Origin of the sequence: Paraburkholderia caribensis (genome assembly GCF_002902945.1) — a bacterium.
Taxonomy (GTDB): Bacteria; Pseudomonadota; Gammaproteobacteria; order Burkholderiales; family Burkholderiaceae; genus Paraburkholderia; species Paraburkholderia caribensis.
The window spans coordinates 620712-639201 of sequence record NZ_CP026102.1 but is presented as its reverse complement, the minus strand read 5'-3'; the positions used below and the strand labels follow the sequence as shown (position 1 = coordinate 639201).

The following is an 18490-nucleotide window of genomic DNA, read 5'->3' as shown; positions in this document are numbered from 1 at the left end:
CGGTTATACGTTGCGGCGCACGTGTACGGCTGTTCCGTAGCACAGCACTTCCGTCACGCCCGCGCCGATCTCGGTTGCATCGTAACGCATGCCGATCACGGCATTTGCGCCGAGCGTCGCCGCTTCGGCCAGCATGCGCTCGTAGGCATCCTGCCGGGCGCGCTCGCACAGCGACGTGTACAGCGAGATATTGCCGCCGAAGATGGTCTGCAGCCCCGCACCGATCGCGCCCACCACCGAGCGCGAACGCACGATGATGCCGCGTGCGACGCCAAGCGACGTGTCGACGGTATAGCCAGGCAAATCGAAGGCCGTGGAGACCATGTTTCGTTCGATCATGTCGTTCCCTTCACTGTTGTAGCTGTTTCGATCAGCGTCCCGCCGCCCACAGCAGCGACAGACCGGACGACAGCATCAACCCGTCGACGACCAGCCTGAACGTGCCGGGACTCATGCGCACGACGATGCGCCGCGCGCAGAACGCGCCCGTCATCAGCGCGGAGCCCGTGATCACGCCATCCAGCACGACGTGCAGCGGCAGCGCGCCGAAGTGGTTGAAGGTCGCGACCTTCGCGGCGTAGACGGCGAGCGAGCCGGCCGCTTCCGTCGCGAGAAACGCGCCTTTCACCAGGCCGTAGCCCATGAACACAGGCACCGTGATCGGCCCCGTCGAGACCACGATGCCCGTCAGAAACCCGACGGGCACGCCGATCGCCGCCAGATGCCACGGCGAGAAGCGCACCGCTCGACGCGCCAGCCAGCGCCGCACCGGGACCATCGCGACGAAGAAAAGGCCGAGCGCGATCTCGACGGCATGCGGCGGCAGCGCGAGCAGCGTGCGCACGCCGAGCGCCGCGCCCGGCACGGCCGTCGAACAATACGCACCGCACGCGCGCCAGTCGATCTCGCGCCACCACGCAAGCACCTTGCCGAAATTGCCCATGATCGCGGCGATCGCCATGACGGGCACCGCTTGCTGCGGACCGAACAGCATCACGAGCACGGGCATCAGCATCATCGACGAGCCCGTGCCGATCACGCCGCTCAGCGTGCCCGCCGCGAGGCCGACGGCGAGAACCAACAGATAACCCATGCGCATCCCCGAAAAGCGTCCTGGCGCCATGCTACTGGAAAATGGCGGCACATCAGCCAAACCTGTGATGAATGCCGCGCGCCGGATTTTTATTTGCCCGCGCGGCGCATCCAATTGCTGCTACAACTCGTATTGCATAACAGCGCAGTTCGCGCTTTTTTTGTCTACGGAATGCGTGTGAGGCGATGCGCGTATCGACGTGTGCGGGACAGACCCGAAGGGAAACGCGATGTTGAGTGAGTCCAACAGAATGTTCGTGGCGGGTGGCCTGCTGATCGGCGCGCTGGTGCTTGCGACGCTCGGGCTTCGGTTCGGCAATCGCGAGACGGCCGCAAGAGATACGGAGGGCCGCGTCGATAGCGCCATGTCGTCCGCCGCGCGCGCCGTCACGCCCGACGCAACGCTCGACGATCCGCGCAACGCGAGCATCGCGCGGGTGTTGCAGGCGGTGCACGACAGCTTGCAACGTGACGACCTCGCGTCCGCACACGTGCTGCTCGACGCGGTGCTGACGATGCGCAGTGACGAGCCGCAAGCGCTGCTGCTGAAAAAGGAACTGGCCGCGCGCGAAGCGCAGGCGCGGGAACTGCGGCTGGCCACGCCAGTTGAGCAAAGCGCCGCGCAGCCGCTTGCGCGCGCGCATGCTTCCGCGAAGACGACACACGTGCGACCGGCAGCGTCGCGTCATGTCACGGACACTTCGGAGCGTGACCAACCTGCATTCGACGCAACACCGCCCGTCGAGATCCGCTCGGACAGCGTGAAGGACAACGCAACGGCAAGCGATCACGCGGCCGGCACGGCTCCCGTTCAACCTCCCGCGCAGCCTGAACCGGTGATCGCATCCGCGGTGCGAACTGCCGCGACCCTTGCCGAACCCGCCGAGCAGCCGCCCGCCCCCGCTGCGACATCGACGGCGCAAACCCACGAGCCCGCCGCCCCGTCGCCCGCACCCGGCGATGGACCGAAGACGCGCGCCCAAGTGCGTGACGAACTCAGCCGCGCGCGCCAGAACGGAACGATGTCGCGCTTCGGCAATCCCGATCCCTACGGCCCGGGCGGTTCGCCGAGGGACAACACGCAGCCTTCCGTCCGGACCTGGTAGCATTCGCATTCCGGTCTGCACAGCGAACCATCAGCACGGTCGGCTAGTTCACTTGCGTGCTCTTCCCTGCAGTGATGCTTCACGTAATCTTTAGTGGTTAACCCCGCCATATCCCCACCTATAGCTATCTCACAATAGACACGAACCCCACGCCGGATCGCGTTAAAGCGCCAACTAGCGAATCCGTCGACCCCGCTCTACAATGGTCCGCCATGCGAACCATAACCCCGAAGCCGATTGACACGGAGTTGAGCGACATGACAGCATTCGCCCGAAGCACCAAAACGGGAGACAGGCGCGACGTGCGTCAAAACGAGCCGCACGAGCAACGCGACATAGCGCGCTTCGACGAGGAACCGTACGAAACCGACCGCCAGTTCGTCACGGCGCTGGCGCGCGGCCTCGAACTGCTGCGCTGTTTCGGCCTGAAGGAACGGCATCTCGGCCTGACCGAACTGGCGCGCCGGACGGGTTTGCCGAAAGGCACCGTCGCGCGGCTCGCGGGCACGCTCGCGAAGCTCGGCTATTTGCGCTATGACGAACCGCTCGGCAAGTACAGCCTCGGCACGGGCGTGCTCTCGCTCGGCTACGCGATGCTGTCGAACCTCGACATTCGCGACCTCGCGCGGCCGCTGATGCAGGAACTCGCGGAATACGCGGGATGTTCGGTGGCGATCGGCGTGCGCGACCGGCTGTCGATGATGTACGTCGAATGGGTGCGAAGCAGCGCGCCCATCACCGTCATGCGCAGCATCGGCACGCGTCTGCCGATTGCGACAACGTCGATGGGCCGCGCGTACCTTGCCGCCGCCCCCGACGCCGAACGCAGCGCGGTGCTCGACCAGGTGCGCGCGCAGGACGAAACCGCCTGGCCGCGTATCGAAGGCGGCATCGGCGAAGCAATCAAGGACTACGTCACGCGCGGCTTCTGCCTGTCGTATGGCGACTGGGATGCCGACATCGCGAGCGTCGGCGTGCCGTTCACGGCGCCCGACGGCACGCAGATGGCCTTCAACTGCGGCGGGCCCGCCTTCGTGCTGAGCCGCGACATACTGGAGAACGACATCGGCCCGCGCCTTGCGGGTCTTGTCAAACGAGTGGAGGCCGCCATCGGGCGGCGCTGAAGAAGACCCGGCGCGGCGCGCTTCACGCGTTCATGCGGACGCGACAGGCAAACCGCGTCATAGCACACAGGTAAAACGATGATCCGCGATCAGGAAACACTGTCCATTCTTCTCGATTCGCTGTCGCGCTTCGTGCGCGAGCGACTCGTGCCCGCCGAAAACGAAGTCGCCGAAACGGATGAAATCCCTGCCGGCATCGTCGACGAGATGCGTGAACTCGGTCTCTTCGGCCTGTCGATTCCCGAAGAATACGGCGGCCTCGGTTTGACGATGGAAGAAGAAGTGCTCGCCGCCTTCGAGATTGCGAGGACCTCGCCCGCGTTTCGCTCGCTGATCGGCACGAACAACGGTATCGGCTCGCAGGGGCTCATCATCGACGGCACCGACGAGCAGAAGCACTACTATCTGCCGAAGCTCGCGTCGGGCGAACTGATCGCGTCGTTCGCATTGACTGAGCCGGGCTCGGGTTCGGACGCCGCATCGCTGCGTACGACGGCCGTGCGCGACGGCTACCATTACGTGATCAACGGCACCAAGCGCTTCATTACCAACGCGCCCGAAGCGGGCATCTACACGGTAATGGCGCGCACCAACCCGGAAATCAAAGGTGCGAGCGGCATCTCGGCGTTCATCGTCGAGAAAGGCACGCCCGGACTGTCGCTCGGCAAGATCGACAAAAAGATGGGCCAGAAAGGCGCGCATACCTGCGACGTGATCTTCGAGAACTGCCGCGTGCCCGCTGCGAACATCATCGGCGGCAAGGAGGGCGTCGGGTTCAAGACGGCGATGAAGGTGCTCGACAAAGGCCGCCTGCATATCTCGGCGATCTGCGTCGGCGCTGCCGAACGCATGCTCGACGACGCGCTGCGCTATGCGATGGAGCGCAAGCAGTTCGGCCAGCCGATCGCCGAGTTCCAGCTCGTGCAAGCCATGCTCGCCGACAGCCGCGCGGAAATCTACGCCGCGCGCTCGATGGTGCTCGATGCCGCGCGCCGCCGCGATGACAAACAGGACGTATCGACGCTGGCATCGTGCTGCAAGCTGTTCGCCTCGGAGATGTGCGGCCGCGTGGCGGATCGCGCTGTGCAGATTCATGGCGGCGCGGGCTATGTGTCCGAGTATGCCGTCGAGCGCTTCTATCGCGACGTGCGTCTGTTCCGCATTTACGAAGGCACGACGCAGATCCAGCAACTGGTGATCGCGCGCAACATGATCCGCGACGCAAGCCGCTAGTCTGAACAGAAACGTCGATCAAGGCATGCAATGCAATTGCCTTGATCGAAGTCAACGCTTCAATTCCACCCGCCCTCGCTGGCACATTTCAGATTGCCAGAAAAAACATCCCGTCCTAAACTGGGTTGTTGACGCAATGCAACACATACCGGCTCGCGCAACGTGCGAGTCCGATGCTGGCATTCATCAATGCGTCATGCTTCTGCCATTTTTATCGCTGATCTTGATCGAAGCCGCGCCTCGTCGAGGCGCGTTGAAGTCTCGCCCTGGTTTCAGGCCGCGACTCATTGCAACGATGCTCGCGCGTCGGGTAAGCGCTTCATGCACGTTTAGCGCGTGCCTGTGAGCGTCGCATGAGACCTCGGCGCCGACTCTTTGAGGGAGCAGATGCGACCATGAATCAGTCTCTACCCGATTCCGCAACATCAGACACATCCGCACCGTCGACGCCCTTCGCGTCGATGCCGGGCAATCTGTTCGCGCAAGGCTACGCCTACGCTGTCGACACATGGCAGCGCAGCGTGCTGTTCGCCGATGTGATGCGCGAACGCGGCAATCAGTATCAGGCGCACATGCAGGAACGCGTGCCCAACGTGCTCGACTTCGGCACCGAGCTCATCGTCGATGGGCGTACGCTGCCGCGCCCCGTCAACTACGGTCTCGTGCGCATCGCCGCGCCGGACGACCTGAAGCCCGACCGCGACCTCGCGGAAGGACACGATCCCGGCCGCCTGCGTCCGTTCGTGGTCGTGGACCCGCGCGCGGGACACGGCCCGGGCATCGGCGGCTTCAAGCGCGACAGCGAAATCGGCGCGGCACTGCGAGCGGGCCACCCCTGCTATTTCGTCGGCTTCCTGCCCGACCCCGTGCCGGGACAAACCGTCGAAGACGTGATGCACGCGGAAGCCGCGTTCCTGGAAAAAGTCATCGAATTGCATCCCGAGAGCCCCGGCAAACCCGCCGTAATCGGCAATTGCCAGGCGGGCTGGCAAATACTGATGACGGCCTCGATGCGCCCCGAGCTATTCGGCCCGATCGTCGTCGCGGGTGCGCCCGTGTCGTACTGGGCCGGCTGGCGCGGCAAGAACCCGATGCGCTATTCGGGCGGCATGCTCGGCGGCTCGTGGCTGACGGCGCTCACGGGCGATCTCGGCGATGGCCGCTTCGACGGCGCGTGGCTCGTGCAGAACTTCGAGAACCTGAACCCCGCGAATACACTGTGGACCAAGCAGTACAACCTGTACGCAAACATAGACACGGAAGGTCCGCGCTATCTCGGCTTCGAAAAGTACTGGGGCGGCCACGTATTCCTCAACGCGGGCGAAATGCAGTACATCGTCGACAACCTGTTTGTCGGCAACCGCTTCGTCAGTGGTGAGATCGTGACGTCGGACGGCGTGCGGCTCGATCTGCGCAATATCCGCTCACCCATCGTCGTGTTCTGCTCGTATGGCGACAACATCACGCCGCCGCCGCAAGCGCTCGGCTGGATCACCGATCTCTATCGCGACGACGCCGATCTGATCGGCCACGATCAGACCATCGTCTACGCGACGCACGACAGCATCGGCCATCTCGGCATCTTCGTGTCGAGCAGCACGGGGAAGAAAGAGCATCGCGAGTTCGTCAGCAATATTGATCTGATCGACCTGCTGCCGTCCGGCCTCTATGAAGCGCACATGGGCGCGAAGACGGACGCGACGCCTTATGCGGATCTCGTGCAGGGCCAGTATGTGCTGTCCATTTCTCCGCGCACCATCGCCGACGTGCGCGAGATCGTGCAGCCCGATCCCGAAAGCGACCGGCGCTTCGCCACAGCCGCGTATCTGTCGCGCGTCAATCTCGGCCTGTATCGCAGCTTCCTGCAGCCGTGGGTGCGCGCCTGCACGACGCCGTGGACCGCCGACGTCTCCAGCAAGCTGCATCCGCTGCGCGTCACGTACGAACTGTGGTCCGATCGCAATCCGTTTGCGTCGTCCGTCGCGCGGGCGGCCGAAAGCGTGAAGGAAGCGCGCGCGCCCGTCACGGCCGACAACCCGTTCCTGCAGATGCAGACGGCCATGTCGAATGCCGTCATCGCGTCGTTCGATTTCTATCGTGATATGCGCGACGCCGCCGTCGAGCAGATTTTCGAAACCGTCTATGGCGCACCCTGGCTGCAGGCCTTCGCAGGCCTTCCGCCGCGCAGCGACAGCGAAGCAAACGCCGCGTTGAAGGAACCGGGCGACACCGAAGAGCGCGAAGCATCGATCGTCGCGGAGCACGAGCGGCTGCGCCACGACATGACGGAGGGCGGCCTGCTCGAAGCAAGCGTGCGCGCGCTGCTGTATGTGCGGCGCACGCGTGGCGAAGCGGACGAGCGGCGCTTCAACCTCGCGCGCGAAATGCTGAGCAAGCTGTCGGATCGGGGCATTCTGTCGTTCAAGCATGTCGTGCGCGAACAGGCCGCGCTGCTGCGCCTCGACAGCGAGGCGGCCATCGGGGCCTTGCCGGGGCTGCTCGCCAGCGCGCCGCCCGACAACATCCGCAACGCCGCGCGCGACATCGACAAACTCAGCACGGTGCTGCCGCTCGACGATCACGAGCGCGCCGATCTCGCACGCGTATTGACGATCTTCGAATCGGCATCGAAGAAGAAAGCATCGCGGCGCGCGGAGCCCGCGCGCCAGCAGGTCGAATGACAGATGGCATGCACGTGTGCGAGCGGACGGTCACAGTCCGCCGCGCACGCCCGCACTCCCGCCACATCCTCTACGAGGGCAATGAAGATGGAACACAAGCGCGAGAAATACGAGCGTCTGATCGCCTTTGCCGCCACGCTTCCGCCAACACCAACGGCCGTCGCGCATCCTTGCGATCACGATTCGCTGGCGGCCGTTGTCGAAGCCGCGCGGCTGAAGCTGATCGCGCCGATACTGGTCGGCCCGCGCGCGAAGATCGAAGCGGCCGCGAAAGAATGCAACCTCGATCTCGGCGATCTGCCTATCGTCGACGCGCCGCATAGCCACGCGGCCGCCGAATGCGCCGTGCAACTGGTGCACGAAGGCCGCGCGCAGGCATTGATGAAAGGCTCGCTGCACACGGACGAACTAATGGGCGCCGTGGTCGCGCGCGGCACGGGCCTGCGCACCGAGCGGCGCGTGAGCCATTGCTTCATCATGGACGTGCCGGGCCGCGCCGAGCCTCTCATCATCACCGACGCCGCGGTCAACATCACGCCGACGCTCGACGAGAAGCGCGACATCGTGCAGAACGCAATCGACCTCGCGCATGCACTGCGCTTTCCCGTTGCGCGCGTCGCGATCCTGTCGGCAATGGAAACCGTCAATTCCAAGGTCCCATCGACGCTCGAAGCCGCCGCGCTATGCAAGATGGCCGACCGCGGCCAGATCAAGGGCGGCATACTCGACGGCCCGCTTGCGCTCGACAACGCAATCAACGAAGAAGCCGCGAAGATCAAGGGCATCGAGTCGCCCGTAGCGGGCCATGCGAACGTGCTCGTCGTGCCCGATCTCGAAGCGGGCAACATGCTCGCGAAAAGCCTGACGTTTCTCGCGGGCGCCGATGCCGCCGGCATCGTGCTCGGCGCGAAAGTGCCCATCATCCTCACGAGCCGCGCGGATTCCGTCATCACGCGGCTGGCTTCCTGCGCCGTTGCGTCGCTGGTCGCGCTCGCGCGGCGCGAGCAACCTTCTTCCGCCATCGTTTGACACGTCTTGAGGGAGTGACATGGACGTCATCCTCGTCATCAACGCGGGTTCGTCGAGCATCAAGTTTCACGCGTTCGAAGCGCAAGGCGCGCAGCTCGAACCCATTGCGGGCGGCAAGATCGAAGAGATCTACACGAACCCGCGCTTCACCGCGAAGCGGCAAAACGGCGACGTCATCGAAGACAAACGCTGGCCCGAAGGCGAGCAGCTCGGGCACGACAATGCGACTGCGTTTCTGCTCGACTGGCTGCGCAGCCATGGCGAAGGACGCGCCACACTCCTCGCGGTCGGCCATCGCGTCGTGCACGGCGGCGACAGGTATTCAAAGCCCGTGCGCGTCGATGCGCAGGTGATGCAGGATCTCGAGGCGCTCGTGCCGCTCGCGCCGCTGCACCAGCCGCACAATCTCGCCGTCATCCGTTCCGTCATGGCGCGCAATGCGCAGGTGCCGCAGATCGCGTGCTTCGATACGGCGTTTCATCACACCCAGCCCGCCGTCGCAACGCGCTTCGCGCTGCCGCCTGATATTACGGAGCGCGGCGTGCGGCGCTATGGTTTCCACGGGCTGTCGTACGAATACATTGCGAGCGTGCTGCCGCAATTCGACGAGCGTGCCGCGAAAGGCAAAACCGTCGTGCTGCATCTCGGCAACGGCGCGAGCATGACGGCCTTCGACCAGTGCAAAAGCGTCGCGAGCACCATGGGCTTTACGGCCGTCGAAGGACTCGTGATGGGCACGCGCTCGGGCAGTCTCGATCCAGGCGTCGTGTTGTGGATGCTCGAAGAAGCAAAGATGGATGCACGAGCGATCGAATCGCTGCTGTACAAGCGCTCTGGTCTGCTCGGCGTGTCCGGCATTTCCAGCGACATGCGCACGCTGCTCGCCAGCGACGACCCGAAAGCCGCCGAAGCCGTCGAGCTGTTCTGCTATCGCATTTCGCGCGAGCTCGGCTCGCTCGCCGCCGCGCTCGGCGGACTCGACGCGATCGTGTTCACGGCGGGCATCGGCGAACGCGCGGACCCGGTGCGCAAGCGCGTCGGCGAGCTGGCGGCATGGCTCGGCGTCTCTCTCGATGAAGCGGCGAACCAGCGCCATGGTCCGCGCATCAGCAGTCCGGACAGCGCCGTCGACGTCTGGGTGATTCCGACCAACGAAGAACTGATGATCGCCCGGCACGCGCTCGGCCGGCTGGAGGGTTAAGCATGGACACGCCAACGAGCCAGGTGATGGCGCAACACAAGGTGCTGGTGGTCGGCATCGCGAACGAGCATTCCATAGCGTACGGCTGCGCGCGCGCGTTCCGCGAGCTTGGCGCCGAACTCGCGATCACTTATCTGAACGAAAAGGCGAAGGCTTATGTCGAGCCGCTCGCGCAGGAGCTCGGCGCGTCGCTGCTGCTGCCGCTCGACGTGTCGAAGCCCGGCGAACTCGAAGCGGTGTTCGATGCAATCCGCGCGACGTGGGGACGGCTCGACGTCGCCGTGCATTCGATCGCATTCGCGCCGAAGGCCGATCTGCAGGGCGGCCTGCTGAACAGTTCGGCGGAAGGCTTTTCGGTGGCGATGGACATTTCGTGTCACTCGTTCATCCGCATGGCGCGGCTCGCCGCGCCGCTGATGGACGAAGGCGGATCGCTGTTCGCCATGAGCTATCTGGGCGCGACGCGCGTCGTGCCGAACTACGATCTGATGGGGCCCGTGAAGGCCGCGCTCGAAGCATCATGCCGCTATCTCGCGCACGAACTCGGGCCGAAGCGCATCCGCGTGCATCCCATTTCGCCGGGGCCGCTGAAGACGCGCGCCGCGTCGGGACTCAAGGACTTCGATCTGCTGCTCAACGAAGCAGCCGAGCGCGCGCCCATCGGCGAGCTCGTCGACATCATGGACGTCGGCTACACCTGCGCGTTCCTCGCGACACCCTACGCCCGTCGCATGACAGGCAATACGGTGTTCGTCGACGGCGGCGTGAGCATCATCGGCTGAACGGGACAAGGCATGAAACTGTTGATCAGCGGTCTGCCGCAATCGGCCTCGCTCGATGAAGTGAAAGCGCTCGTGTTCCGCTATTCGCACGCGGACTGCCGCGATATCGAACTGGTCGGAGCAGCCGACGAGCACCCTGCCGCACTCGTCGCCGTCAAGGGCGCCAGCTGGACGACGCTGAACAATGTACGGCGCCGCCTGCATGGCATGTACTGGCATCGCTTCCGGCTGTCGGTGCAGGTGCTGTCGTTCTGGGACGTCAGCGAAGCCGCCGAGGCGCGCCGCCAGACGAGGACGGCCGTGCCCGGGCGCGTCTAGACGGCAGATTTAGGCCGCGGGCAGATTGGTCGACGAAAAACCATAACGCGCGATACGCCAGACGCCGTCCGGCCCGCGATGCAGAATGAACAACTCCTGGTTGGCTTCCGGCTGCGTCGCGTGCTTACCCGTCAGCGTGTCGACCCTGCCCGTCGAATGCGTGCGCGCGAATGCCCAGTCGGGCGACATCGGCTTGATCTCATCGATCGAAAAACGGACGTTCAGCTTCATCGCGCTCAAGGCGTGCGTGATCGAGTTGCGCAATGCCTCACGCCCGACGATCGTCGGCGCGTTCGGCACCATCACGACGGGCGCGTCGTCGTAGAGACTCATGATCGCGTCTGCGTCCGACGCGTTCAGCGCCTGCTCGTAGCGATGCAGTTGTCGCGCGATCGCGCGTTCCGTGTCGCCCGAGGGCGCCGCGGACGCGGCGTCCTGCAGCGCGACGCCAGCCGCAAACAGCACTGGAACCAGCAATCTGCTCAATCGCACGGCGACAGCCCTCTCGCGTGACGCGTTCATAGCCGCACCACGATCTTGCCGAGCGCGCGATTACTCTCGATCAGACGATGCGCGTCCTGCAGTTCGTCGAATCCAAATGCATGGGCCAGGTGGGACGGGATTCGCCTGTTTTCCACGTCGAGTGCGAGCGACTTCAGCGGCGTGTTGGTGAGCGGCAAAGCCTCCGTGCCGAACAACTGGCTCGGAAAGAAACTCAGTCGCGCGGCGGGCGGCACATCGGCGACGAGATTGAACTGTTCGAGCACGGGCGGGCCGCCGAGCATGCCGACCACCGTGATCGCGCCGAACGGGCGCACCGTTTTCATGGTGTCGCGAAGCGTCGCGGCGCCGACGATTTCGAGCGCGGCGTCGAGGCCGCCCCGCTGCGTGTCGAGAACCTGTTCTGCGATCGCCCCGTCGTCGACGATGACCGCGTCCGCGCCCGCGAGATAAAGCCGCTCGACGTGTTCCCTGGAGCGGGTCGAAGCGAGCACCCGAACCCCGGAGGCCTTCGCATACGTAACGGCAGCCAGACCGACCGACGATGTGGCGCCCCGCACCAGCAGCGTTTGCCCCGCTTCGATCTTCAGGCTTTTGCGCAGTGCGCCCCACGCGGTCAGATACGCCTGCGGCAACGCGGCCAGTTCTTGCCACGGCAACGCCGAGCCCTGAAGCGACACAACATTGCGCGCGAGCACGGTGACTTCCTCCGCATAGCTCCCCGCCCGCGTGAACTGCAGCCCGCCCATCACGGTTGCAACCCGCTCGCCGACGCGAAACGCGCCGGACGGATCTTCGAGTATTTCGCCGACAGCTTCGATGCCGGGCACGCGCGGCGCGTCGATCGGCCCGAGCTTGCCGGCGCGCAGATACGCTTCAGCGCGGTTGATACCGAAGGCGCGCACGCGAATGCGCACTTCGTCGAGCTTCGGTGCGAAAGACGGCATGTCGCGCAGTTCGAGCACTTCCGGGCCGCCAGCCCGTTCGATCACATAGGCTTTCATCATGGAGTCCTGATTAATTGCTTAGTTGTTCCGCTTTCCTCTGGGCGCGCCGGATCAGGCGAACAGCAATACGTCGGCAACGGGCCTGCGTGGCTTTTGCGGCCAGTTCCCCGGCGCGGGATGGCCGACGGTGACGAGCATCGCGGGCACGTCGGTCGACGCGAGTCCAAATTCGCGTGCGACGCCGACCGGATCGAAGCCGATCATCGGGCCGGACGCGAGTCCCCTCCCCTGCGCCGCGAGCATCAACGTCATCGCGGCAAGCGACGCCGAGCGGATCGCCTCGTCGCGCTGGCGCGCCGGGTTGTCCTGATACATCGAGCGCGCGGCACCGATCCAGCCCTCCCGGGTCGCTTCATCGATCAGCCCGGCGCTCACAGACGGCTGAAGCGCAACCGGCAGGGTCCGGTGCGGCTCGAGCGTGCCGCAGACGATGAACGTGACCGCCGCGTCGACGACCTTCTGTTGCCCATACGCGTGCGGCAACAGACGAGCCTTCGCGTCGGCGGTGCGAACCGCGACAAACTTCCAGTTCTGAAGGTTGAATGCCGAAGGTGCCTTTGTCGCAAGGCGAATCAGTTCTTCGATTTCGTGGTCGGCCAGAAGGCGCGCGGCATCGAAATGGTTGGCGGAGACGCGGGATTCGATGTGGTTTTCAATCGGGTTCTTGACGGTCGACATCTTGCTCTCTTGGTTGATCAGGACGATGTGGCGCAACTTTGGCGCATCGGCATGAAAACGGGAACCCGCAAAACTGATACGCCGCCTCTCAAATATGGAAGGGGCAAACGGTGCGGGGGCGCCCTGGGCAGCGGCGACATGGGGGATTGGCTCGTTACCTTGACGTTGTACTTCTGCACATCGCGCGCATTGCCCGCTGACGCCGTTGCCGTCGTGTCATAACATGATGGATCTCGCAGCGCGGCTGCCGCCTACGGCATACGCCCGTCTTGCCCCGTTACCGGTTCGAAAGAAACACGTTGTCGAAATGAACGATGCGTCGCATAAGATAGGTTCTATCTCTACGTCGTCTGAAGCTTCCGCCGTGAGCACTCCGTCTACCGCTTCCGAGCCCGAACGCGCGCAGGACGCGACCTGCGTCGCGCGGGATGCCGCGAAACACGGCAGCACGCCATGGACGATGTTCGCGCTGTCGGCCGTCGGGCTGATCGTCGGCGCGTTCGCGGTAATCGGGCCCGAGCATGTGTCCGTGGCCCTCGCCGAGACGCTGCTGACGGTCGGGTGCCTGCTGGTGGCGGCGCTCGCGGGCATTGTCGCGTCCGACCTGTCGCGCAATCGGCAGTGAGGCCGCATGCACCAGAACCGGGCATCGGCAACTGTATAAACCTGGTGCATTGCACCACCTTTTCTGCTATACTCGCAGATTCACTTTTCAGCACGCGTCGAATTGCGTCCTAACTGGAAGGCACTGCGCGGAAGCCGGGTGAACCTGCTGGCATGCCAGCGTTCGCCAGTGGCTTCGAGCACACCGTTCCGCGTCAATCGATTCGTGCAACACCCCGCCCACACCTCACGATCCGACAGGTCAGCCCGCCTGCCGCGTGTGCGCGCGCGGGGATGCGAAACAGCCTGCCGAGGAGAACGTATTGGCAAAGCTTGACCGGGACAACTCCCAGTTCGAAACCATCACTGCAACGAAGGCGCCCAAGCGCGCAGCAAAGGCGAAGGCGCAGCCCGCCGCCGCGCCGCAAGATGCGGCCTTGCTGGAATCTCTCGTTGAAGAGCGTCAACGCCAGATGCGCGCACTGATCGCGCTGGGACGCGAGCGCGGCTATTTGACGCACGCCGACATCAACGACCACTTGCCCGACAATTTCACCGAAACGGCCGCGATGGAAACCATCGTCAGCACGTTCGGCGAGATGGGCGTCTCCGTGTACGAAACCGCACCCGACGCGGAAACGCTGCTTCTGAACGACGGCCCCTCGGCTGCCGCATCGGACGATCAGGCCGATGAGGAAGCGGAAGTCGCGCTGTCCACGGTCGACTCCGAATTCGGCCGCACCACCGACCCGGTCCGCATGTATATGCGTGAAATGGGTGCGAGCGAGCTGCTCACGCGCGCCGGTGAAATCGAAATCGCCAAGCGCATCGAAGGCGGCCTGCAGGACATGGTGCAAGCCATCGCGATGTGCCCGTCCATCATCTCGACGATTCTCGCGGACGTGGACCGCGTCGTCGCGGGTGAAATCCGCATCGACGAACTGGTCGACGGCATCAGCGACACGAGCGAGGCCGCGGAACTCGACGACGAAGCAGCCGACGCCGCCGCGGAAGAAGAACTGGAAGCGAGCGCCTCGGACGAAGATTCGGACGACGAAGACGGCGACCTGTCGGACGACGGCGGCGAAAAAGCCAACGCCGCGCGCCTCGAACAACTGACGGCGGACAGCCTCGCGATCTTCCAGCGCGTGCGCGACCTCTTCGCCAGCGTGCCCGACATGCCCGTCACGGACAAGCGCCGCGCAACGGCCATCGCCAACCTGCGCGAGTCGATCCAGCAGGAACTGACGCCGATCCGCTTCACGGCGAAGACCATCGACCGCCTGTGCGCGGAAGTGCAGGCGCAGGTCGCGCAGGTTCGCGCGATCGAACGCAACATCCTGCAGATCGCCGTGGACCGCTGCGACATGCCGCGCGAAGCGTTCGTCGAGTCGTTCCCGGGCAACGAAACCGATCTCGACTGGACGATGCGCGTCGCCGCGAAGTCGAAGTCGTACGGTCCGGCGCTCGAGCGTCACCTGCCTGCCATCCAGTCGGAACAGCAGAAGCTGGTCGACATCGAAGCGTCGATCGCGCTGCCGCTGCAGCAGCTCAAGCAGATCAACAAGCAGCTTGGCTCGGCCGAAGGCAAGATGCGCCAGGCCAAGCGCGAGATGATCGAAGCGAACCTGCGTCTGGTCATTTCGATCGCGAAGAAGTATGTGAATCGCGGCATGCACTTCCTCGACCTGATCCAGGAAGGCAACATCGGCCTGATGAAGGCAGTGGACAAGTTCGAATACCGTCGCGGCTGGAAGTTCTCGACGTATGCGACGTGGTGGGTCCGTCAGGCCATCACGCGCGCGATCGCCGACCAGGCGCGCACCATTCGCGTGCCCGTTCACATGATCGAATCGATCAACAAGCTGAACCGCATCCAGCGCGAGATCGTCCAGCAGACGGGACAAGAGCCGCATCCGTCGGTACTCGCCGAGCGCATGGACATGCCCGAAGCGAAGATCCGCAGCATCCTGAAGATCGCGAAGAATCCGGCTTCGCTGGATTCGCCCGTGGGCGAAGACGCCGACACGACACTCGGCGACATGATCGAAGACACGTCCGCGACGTCGCCCGCCGACGCCGCCGTGCACGCGAACATGCGCCGCGCGATCGACGAGGCGCTCGACGCGCTCACGCCGCGTGAAGCGAAGGTGCTGCGCATGCGCTACGGCATCGACACGGCGTCGGAACTGACGCTCGAAGAAGTGGGCCGCCAGTTCGACGTGACGCGCGAACGTATCCGCCAGATCGAGGGCAAGGCGATCCGCAAGCTCAATCACCCGAGCCGTGCGGACAAGCTGCGCCCGTTCCTCGAACGCAGCTGATCGGCATCGCCGCCGCCCAATATGGGCGCGGCAGCGCCACAAACGAAACGCGGCAGCCCAAGGGCTGCCGCGTTTTTTTATGCTCACGGTTCGCTCCAGTTCGAAGCGAACCGCATGACGCGCTTAGTGATGCTCGCTGTATTCCTTGCGAGCGATCGGCGTTGCGCGGACCTTCGCGTACTGGAACGCCGGAATGGCCTTCACAGCGTCTTTGGTCGCGCCTGCCCACACGAGCTTGCCGCCCGTGAAGTCGATTTGCGAGAACGGCACGGCGACGTCATGCTGCGATACGCCGAGGAACTGATGCGCGGCGACGATCGCGAACGAAGCCGCATTGTCCGGCGCGATGATGATGTCGTGCAGCACACCGACCTTCTGGCCCTGCTCGTTGTAGATCGGCTTGCCAAGCAGGCCCTTCTTCGCGCTCCAGCCGTTGACGATGATCGATTCCTGCTCGACGCTCACGCCAATGGTCTGCGAGCCCGCCACTTGCGCGCTTGCCTGGCCTGCCATCACGCCGAACGTCGATGCCGCGATCAGAACTGCTGCCCACTTTGCCTTCATAGCTTATTCTCCGATGTGAAATGTTGCGAAGGACTGCCGCTGCTGTAACAGGAAACGTAGTACCTTACCGCATCAGAAAGAAAAAGTCGCAGAAGGGTACGCAGGCCTTTTCCGGAAATGCGTGCGGCGTTTCCGACATGCAGCTGGACGCGCATCGGGTCCGGTTGCGCCGCTACTTCGCGAGCCGCAGCCCTTTGCCAATCACTGTGCCGTCTTTCTGGTTCACCAGCCAGACAGCCTGAACGTTCGCGTGCAGCGTCGATGTGCGGCGCGTGATATCGGTGGGCTCTTCGTCGGTGGGATCGCTGTGCTCCCGCGTTTCAGTCAGATACGGCGGTTCGAGCGTGCAGACAAGTACGATCGCAAAGCTGTTGTCGGCCTGCTCGAAGACTGCTTGCGGGACGGTCAGACGCCCGCGCGCCGTCGTCTTCGGCTTGCCTTGCGTCGCCAGTTCGATCGAATCGATCTTCTGGATAAAACCCTTGGCCTTCGCATCGGGCGCGATCACGAGACCGCGCCCGCTCGGGCCGGCGACGCTCTGGTAGAGCTGGATTGCGTCGGGGTCCTCGTCGCTGGCAAGCGGCACGTTCACACTCAGCACATGCGTATTCGAGCGATACAGAATGCCGTGCGGCGCCGGAATCATGAACAGGAAAGTGCGCTGCCCATTTTCGGCCCCCGCCGCATGACCGCGCACGATGCGGTCGTAGGGCTCGCGTGCGAACTTGCGGATGCGAGTGGTCAGCGAGTCCGACGCGGCCGGGGGCATCTGGCTCGCGAGCATGTCGCGCACCTTGACGGGGTCGTCGGCGGTGAAGCGGTCGGGCGTTGCCGCGGCGCTTGCCTCATGAGCCTCGTTACCCTTGGGCGCGGCCGGCGTGGCGTTGGCCGCACCGGCGCACAACGCCAGCGCGACACACAGCATTGGCAGCACGCGATTGCTCGAGGCAACCGTGCGATTCAGAAATTGCACAACATCCTCTCCGTTGAAAACGGCGCTATCGGTGCGCCTCGCTGCGTTGAACGCAATCCATTTCAACATGCATTCTAAGGGTATTGCACGCCCGAACCGAGCAGCCCGCGCGCCGCGAGATTCGCGTACAGCGCGCGCACGCCGAAGGTCCACGGCGTAATCTCCGTGCACAGTTGCACCGTGTTGCGCAGCGCGCCGAGTTGCGGCGTCGAAATCGTCACGATATCGCCGAGGTGATGCGTGAAGCCGCCGCCTTCCGCGTCGCGGTCCTTGATCGGCGAAAACATCGTGCCGAGGAACAGCATGAAGCCATCGGGATACTGATGATGCTTGCCGCAGGTCTGCGCGACGAGATCGGCGGGATCGCGGCTGATCTCCGACATATGGCTCACGCCTTCGAGCAGAAAGCCGTCGTCGGCGCCTTCGACGCGCAGCGACACGCTCGTGCGCCGTACGGTATCCAGCGTGAAGTCGCCGTCGAAGAGCCGTATGAACGGTCCGATCGAACACGAGCCGTTGTTGTCCTTGCACTTGCCGAGCAGCAATGCCGAGCGCCCTTCGATATCGCGCAGGTTCACATCGTTGCCGAGCGTCGCGCCGACGATCACAGCCTTGCTGTTGACGGCCAGTACGATCTCCGGCTCGGGGTTGTTCCATGTCGATGCCGCGAGCAGGCCGACGTCCGCGCCGAACCCTACGGACGACATCGGTTGCGACTTCGAAAACACTTCCGCGTCCGGGCCGATGCCGACTTCCATGTATTGCGACCACGCGCCGCGCCGCTCGAGTTCCGCCTTCAGACGCGCCGCCGCTTCCGAGCCGGGCTTGATCTTCGAGAGGTCCGTGCCGATCACGGTTGCAATCGTCTGCCGCACTTCGTCGGCCTTCGCGGGATCGCCGCCCGCCTGCTCTTCGATCACGCGCTCGATCAGGCTCACCGCGAACGTGACGCCGCATGCCTTGATGGGCTGCACGTCGCAGGGCGCGAGCAGTTGCACGCTCGCCGACGCGTCGTTCGCGAGGCTCGCGGCGATCAGTTCGGCCGCGCTGCCGAGCCGTTCGCCCGGCGCATGGCGTGCGATCTCGCCGGCGTCGTCGCGTTCGAAGAGATCAGCCGTGGTCGGCGCGCTCGGTGTAATGTCGAACACGTCGCCGTTGCGCACGGCTACGACGCTCGGCCCTTCATGCCCGTCCGTCTTGCGCCACACGCGGCCAACCAGCAATGCGCGGTCGAGGTCGTCGGGAAGATAGTTCGTTTCGTTCGATGCTGTCAT

General features: G+C 64.5%; 18 protein-coding genes. 10 read left to right on the top strand and 8 right to left on the bottom strand.

The window, feature by feature from the left end; genetic code table 11:
• Positions 1-3 precede the first annotated feature (3 nt).
• Both C2L66_RS19295 and C2L66_RS19290 read right to left on the bottom strand, forming a co-directional pair.
• Positions 4-339, bottom strand: coding sequence for a YbjQ family protein (locus C2L66_RS19295; protein WP_060603682.1), 336 nt, complete (start codon positions 337-339; stop codon positions 4-6).
• Between the two features lie 31 nt (positions 340-370).
• A complete protein-coding gene (locus C2L66_RS19290) occupies positions 371-1093 on the bottom strand; it encodes a sulfite exporter TauE/SafE family protein (protein ID WP_060606888.1) in 723 nt (240 codons plus the stop codon).
• A 229-nt stretch (positions 1094-1322) separates the two neighbouring features.
• Here C2L66_RS19290 and C2L66_RS19285 point away from each other — a divergent pair, with 229 nt between their 5' ends.
• From C2L66_RS19285 to C2L66_RS19250, 8 genes are all read left to right on the top strand, one after another.
• On the top strand, positions 1323-2198 hold the full coding sequence (locus tag C2L66_RS19285) for a DUF4148 domain-containing protein (protein WP_060603685.1): 876 nt from the start codon (positions 1323-1325) through the stop codon (positions 2196-2198).
• Between the two features lie 257 nt (positions 2199-2455).
• The gene (locus C2L66_RS19280) at positions 2456-3322 is read left to right on the top strand and encodes an IclR family transcriptional regulator (protein WP_082670398.1); all 867 of its coding nucleotides are present in this window, start codon (positions 2456-2458) and stop codon (positions 3320-3322) included.
• Positions 3323-3400: 78 nt separating this feature from the next.
• A complete protein-coding gene (locus C2L66_RS19275) occupies positions 3401-4555 on the top strand; it encodes an acyl-CoA dehydrogenase family protein (RefSeq protein WP_060603688.1) in 1155 nt (384 codons plus the stop codon).
• Positions 4556-4950: 395 nt separating this feature from the next.
• A complete protein-coding gene (locus tag C2L66_RS19270) occupies positions 4951-7236 on the top strand; it encodes a DUF3141 domain-containing protein (RefSeq protein WP_054932649.1) in 2286 nt (761 codons plus the stop codon).
• An 87-nt stretch (positions 7237-7323) separates the two neighbouring features.
• Entirely contained in the window at positions 7324-8265 is a 942-nt protein-coding gene (locus C2L66_RS19265; RefSeq protein ID WP_054932673.1) for a phosphate acetyltransferase, read from the top strand.
• Between the two features lie 19 nt (positions 8266-8284).
• Entirely contained in the window at positions 8285-9466 is a 1182-nt protein-coding gene (locus tag C2L66_RS19260) for an acetate/propionate family kinase (RefSeq protein ID WP_054932650.1), read from the top strand.
• 2 nt (positions 9467-9468) lie between these two features.
• A complete protein-coding gene (fabI, locus tag C2L66_RS19255; RefSeq protein ID WP_054932651.1) occupies positions 9469-10248 on the top strand; it encodes an enoyl-ACP reductase FabI in 780 nt (259 codons plus the stop codon).
• A gap of 12 nt (positions 10249-10260) precedes the next feature.
• Complete coding sequence (locus C2L66_RS19250) at positions 10261-10566, top strand: hypothetical protein (protein WP_060603691.1); 306 nt, start codon at positions 10261-10263, stop codon at positions 10564-10566.
• A gap of 9 nt (positions 10567-10575) precedes the next feature.
• Here the strand turns inward: C2L66_RS19250 and C2L66_RS19245 are convergent, their stop codons facing one another.
• Genes C2L66_RS19245 through C2L66_RS19235 form a run of 3 tightly spaced genes read right to left on the bottom strand, consistent with a single transcriptional unit; the run spans position 10576 to position 12752 of the window.
• Entirely contained in the window at positions 10576-11043 is a 468-nt protein-coding gene (locus C2L66_RS19245) for a YybH family protein (protein WP_233445011.1), read from the bottom strand.
• A gap of 41 nt (positions 11044-11084) precedes the next feature.
• Positions 11085-12071 carry a zinc-binding dehydrogenase gene (locus tag C2L66_RS19240; RefSeq protein WP_060606894.1) on the bottom strand — a complete coding sequence of 329 codons (987 nt, stop codon included), beginning with the start codon at positions 12069-12071 and terminating at the stop codon, positions 11085-11087.
• Positions 12072-12125: 54 nt separating this feature from the next.
• Positions 12126-12752: a nitroreductase family protein gene (locus tag C2L66_RS19235; RefSeq protein WP_060606897.1), complete on the bottom strand. Its 627-nt coding sequence runs from the start codon at positions 12750-12752 to the stop codon at positions 12126-12128.
• A 364-nt stretch (positions 12753-13116) separates the two neighbouring features.
• Here C2L66_RS19235 and C2L66_RS19230 point away from each other — a divergent pair, with 364 nt between their 5' ends.
• Together C2L66_RS19230 and rpoD are read left to right on the top strand one after the other, a co-directional pair.
• Complete coding sequence (locus C2L66_RS19230; RefSeq protein ID WP_224100733.1) at positions 13117-13377, top strand: hypothetical protein; 261 nt, start codon at positions 13117-13119, stop codon at positions 13375-13377.
• Positions 13378-13678: 301 nt separating this feature from the next.
• Complete coding sequence (rpoD, locus tag C2L66_RS19225) at positions 13679-15679, top strand: RNA polymerase sigma factor RpoD (protein ID WP_060603700.1); 2001 nt, start codon at positions 13679-13681, stop codon at positions 15677-15679.
• Between the two features lie 123 nt (positions 15680-15802).
• Here the strand turns inward: rpoD and C2L66_RS19220 are convergent, their stop codons facing one another.
• The 3 genes from C2L66_RS19220 to C2L66_RS19210 all read right to left on the bottom strand — a co-directional run bounded on the left by C2L66_RS19220 (position 15803) and on the right by C2L66_RS19210 (position 18490).
• A complete protein-coding gene (locus tag C2L66_RS19220; RefSeq protein WP_054932656.1) occupies positions 15803-16243 on the bottom strand; it encodes a PRC-barrel domain-containing protein in 441 nt (146 codons plus the stop codon).
• A 172-nt stretch (positions 16244-16415) separates the two neighbouring features.
• On the bottom strand, positions 16416-17216 hold the full coding sequence (locus C2L66_RS19215) for a hypothetical protein (RefSeq protein ID WP_233445009.1): 801 nt from the start codon (positions 17214-17216) through the stop codon (positions 16416-16418).
• Positions 17217-17290: 74 nt separating this feature from the next.
• Positions 17291-18490, bottom strand: a complete 1200-nt coding sequence (locus tag C2L66_RS19210; RefSeq protein ID WP_060606900.1) for a fumarylacetoacetate hydrolase family protein — start codon at positions 18488-18490, stop codon at positions 17291-17293.

Bases quoted from the DNA above. Each gene is read 5' to 3' on its own strand.
- C2L66_RS19295 (WP_060603682.1), bottom strand. From the start codon at position 339: ATGATCGAACGAAACATGGTCTCCACGGCCTTCGATTTGCCTGGCTAT.
- C2L66_RS19290 (WP_060606888.1), bottom strand. From the start codon at position 1,093: ATGGGTTATCTGTTGGTTCTCGCCGTCGGCCTCGCGGCGGGCACGCTG.
- C2L66_RS19285 (WP_060603685.1), top strand. From the start codon at position 1,323: ATGTTGAGTGAGTCCAACAGAATGTTCGTGGCGGGTGGCCTGCTGATC.
- C2L66_RS19280 (WP_082670398.1), top strand. From the start codon at position 2,456: ATGACAGCATTCGCCCGAAGCACCAAAACGGGAGACAGGCGCGACGTG.
- C2L66_RS19275 (WP_060603688.1), top strand. From the start codon at position 3,401: ATGATCCGCGATCAGGAAACACTGTCCATTCTTCTCGATTCGCTGTCG.
- C2L66_RS19270 (WP_054932649.1), top strand. From the start codon at position 4,951: ATGAATCAGTCTCTACCCGATTCCGCAACATCAGACACATCCGCACCG.
- C2L66_RS19265 (WP_054932673.1), top strand. From the start codon at position 7,324: ATGGAACACAAGCGCGAGAAATACGAGCGTCTGATCGCCTTTGCCGCC.
- C2L66_RS19260 (WP_054932650.1), top strand. From the start codon at position 8,285: ATGGACGTCATCCTCGTCATCAACGCGGGTTCGTCGAGCATCAAGTTT.
- fabI (WP_054932651.1), top strand. From the start codon at position 9,469: ATGGACACGCCAACGAGCCAGGTGATGGCGCAACACAAGGTGCTGGTG.
- C2L66_RS19250 (WP_060603691.1), top strand. From the start codon at position 10,261: ATGAAACTGTTGATCAGCGGTCTGCCGCAATCGGCCTCGCTCGATGAA.
- C2L66_RS19240 (WP_060606894.1), bottom strand. From the start codon at position 12,071: ATGAAAGCCTATGTGATCGAACGGGCTGGCGGCCCGGAAGTGCTCGAA.
- C2L66_RS19235 (WP_060606897.1), bottom strand. From the start codon at position 12,752: ATGTCGACCGTCAAGAACCCGATTGAAAACCACATCGAATCCCGCGTC.
- C2L66_RS19220 (WP_054932656.1), bottom strand. From the start codon at position 16,243: ATGAAGGCAAAGTGGGCAGCAGTTCTGATCGCGGCATCGACGTTCGGC.
- C2L66_RS19210 (WP_060606900.1), bottom strand. From the start codon at position 18,490: ATGACAGCATCGAACGAAACGAACTATCTTCCCGACGACCTCGACCGC.